At 62.9% G+C, this 2,567-nt stretch carries 3 protein-coding genes; 2 read left to right on the top strand and 1 reads right to left on the bottom strand.

Annotated elements, in window-relative coordinates; translation table 11 throughout:
• Together AX750_RS26700 and AX750_RS01430 are read left to right on the top strand one after the other, a co-directional pair.
• A partial coding sequence (locus AX750_RS26700; RefSeq protein WP_210173034.1) for a hypothetical protein occupies positions 1–241 on the top strand: 241 nt, incomplete at its 5' end.
• A 45-nt stretch (positions 242–286) separates the two neighbouring features.
• Positions 287–1,434 (top strand): IS3 family transposase gene (locus AX750_RS01430; RefSeq protein ID WP_156451800.1). Its coding sequence is split into 2 segments (ribosomal slippage): positions 287–521 and positions 521–1,434, totalling 1,149 coding nucleotides; the frame shifts between segments, so codons are not numbered across the junction.
• Here the strand turns inward: AX750_RS01430 and mobF are convergent.
• Entirely contained in the window at positions 1,431–2,384 is a 954-nt protein-coding gene (gene mobF / locus AX750_RS01435) for a MobF family relaxase (RefSeq protein ID WP_067253451.1), read from the bottom strand. The genes AX750_RS01430 and mobF overlap by 4 nt on opposite strands.
• Positions 2,385–2,567 lie beyond the last annotated feature (183 nt).

A 2,567-nucleotide genomic window follows, 5' to 3' on the forward strand; every position in this document is an offset into this window, starting at 1 on the left:
TGGGAATATCCGGCTCAGGCCGCTCTCAGGGATGTGGCCTGAGGACGACGCTTACGATAAGCATGATCCCTGGGCGGTTCCGGCGCTGACCATTGCAGCTCCTCTCCCCGGTGCGATGGTGGAGCTAGGCATCAATGTCGGTTTTGGGGCCGAGCCGGAATGTCAGGAACTGGCGCTTTTGCCCAGGCGAACGTCTAGCGATTTTGGCGCATCTCGACCGGTCGAAGTGAACCGCCCCTAGATTCCTGGACGCCTTCTTCCCTAAATTTCAGGCAAGGAGGCCCCGATGGGCAAAGCGAACTTCACCGACGACTTCAAGCGCGACGCGGTCCTTCAGGTCACTGAGCGAGGCTACCCGGTGGCCGAGGTCGCCGCTCGCCTGGGGATCAGCAAGTACTCGCTTTATGAGTGGAAGAAGCGATACGCAAAGCCGGCTGCGGCGACCCGCGATGACGATCAGGCCGCCGAGGTCCGCCGCCTGAAGCGCGAGTTGCAGCGGGTCACCGAGGAGCGCGATATCCTAAAAAAAGCGGCCGCGTACTTCGCCAAGGATGCAAGGTGAGGTACGCGTTCATCGCCGAGCATCGTCCGGTGTTTTCGATCCGCGCCATGTGCCGTTGCCTGTCGGTGCAGCCCAGCGGCTTCTATGCTTGGCTGAAGGATCCGCTCAGCCGGCGAGCGCGGGAAGACGAGAGGCAGACCAAACTCATCCGTGCGGCCTGGCGGGACAGCGGGAAGGTGTACGGCTACCGAAAGCTCCACGACGACCTCGCGGACATGGGCGAGAGCTGCTGTCCGAACCGCATCGCGCGCCTATCGCGGCTCGCCGGCATCCGGGCGCAGATCGGCTACAAGCGTCGTCCCGGCCACTATGGCGGCAAGCCGTCCCTTGCCGTCGACAACACGCTCGATCGCCGGTTCGATGCCGCGGCGCCAGACAAGGCCTGGGTGACCGACATCACCTACATCCGCACCCACGAGGGCTTCGCCTACCTGGCGGTCGTGCTTGACCTCTTCTCGCGCCGCGTCGTCGGATGGTCGATGCAGCCCCGGCAGACGACCAATGTCGTCCTGCAAGCTCTGCTCGCCGCCATCTGGCGGCGCAAACCGAAGGGCCGCGTGCTGGTGCATTCGGATCAGGGCAGCCAGTTTACAAGCCAGGAGTGGGCCTCGTTCCTGAAGCACCACGACATGGAGCCATCCATGAGCCGGCGGGGCAACTGCCACGACAACGCCGTGGCCGAGAGCTTCTTCAACCTGCTCAAGCGCGAGCGGATCAGGCGCAAGGTCTACCGAACGCGGGATGAGGCGCGGGCCGACGTGTTTGACTACATCGAGATGTTCTACAATCCGACCCGCAAGCATGCACGAAACGGGATGCTGTCGCCCGTCGAGTTCGAACGCCAGCACAAAGCGCGAGCCGAGGGCGTCTAGAAAACTCGGGGCGGTTCAGACTTCGACCGACGCGTGTCATAGCTGACGCGTTGCGCTGCCTTCCGATCGTTTGCCGTGACGAAGCCGCGGGCTTGCGCCTCTGCAACGATCGCCTTCCTCCGTTTTGAGAAGACCTCCCGGAGTTGCTTTGGGATCGCCGGCAAGCCAAATCCATGCTGCTCCGGGATGACGGCCAACCCCAGCTCCCGCGTCAGAATGGAGGCTAACTCGACCCGGTAGAGTTCCGTCATGGCATTCGCAAATGCGACGATCTTCCGAGAGTCGACCGTCCCGACAGAACCATCAGCGCGCTGACACAGATTGATCAGCACGCAATGCGAGTGCAATTGGGGGTCGTTGTCGCGGCTCAGTTTGTGGAAGTAGCCCGCGATCAGCGCGTCAGAGACGACCTCGCGCTGATGGCCGTCCTGGCCAGAGCGCGTGATGATCAGCCCATTGTCGCGAATGAAGGCGAGCACACGGTCAACCGCGCGATGATGAGCGCCTGACAACAAGGCTCCCAGGTCCGGCGGGGAAAGTCCCCACAGGACTGAAAAATCCTTGGGAGCCGACATGCGGAGGTCGTAACCGACGACCTGCTGAGCAAGCTTCTGCGCGTTCTTGAGCCACCGGCGCTGGTGCTTCAGGGGTAGCAGAGCGCCTGTTTTGGGATGACGACGCCCTGCCAGGCGGCGGATCATCAGCGTTTCGGCGACCGATCCCGACTCGCAAGCTGCAAACAAGCTGCGGGGATCGGGATCGCCGCGGCAAAGCCTGGTGAAGATACCAACACCGTCTTCCGCGCCATGGTCGTAGTATCCAAGACCATCTCTCGCTGCCTTCCGCTCTTTCGACATGGTGCGGCGCGCCCGGTCGACCAAGCGCTTCGCGTCTGCAGCGACTGCGTCGAAATAGGCGATATCGTGGACCGGGTTGACCCTGAGGACCATCTAAAAGTCCTCGTCCTCAGACGTGCGGGAGCGGCTTCGCGGCGATGGAGCGGTGCCGTATCGGACGGTCGCAAGGAAGGCTGCGATGGGTTCGATTTGGGCTGCGAGCAGTCCTACATCGGCCTGCGTCGGTCGTGTCCCTGCTGGTGGTGTAGCTTCGCAGAGCCACCGCGTGCCGGCTTT

This window comes from Methylobacterium sp. CCH7-A2, from assembly GCF_001557075.1.
In the GTDB taxonomy this organism is placed as follows: domain Bacteria; phylum Pseudomonadota; class Alphaproteobacteria; order Rhizobiales; family Beijerinckiaceae; genus Allobosea; species Allobosea massiliensis.

Bases quoted from the DNA above. Each gene is read 5' to 3' on its own strand.
- mobF (WP_067253451.1), bottom strand. From the start codon at position 2,384: ATGGTCCTCAGGGTCAACCCGGTCCACGATATCGCCTATTTCGACGCA.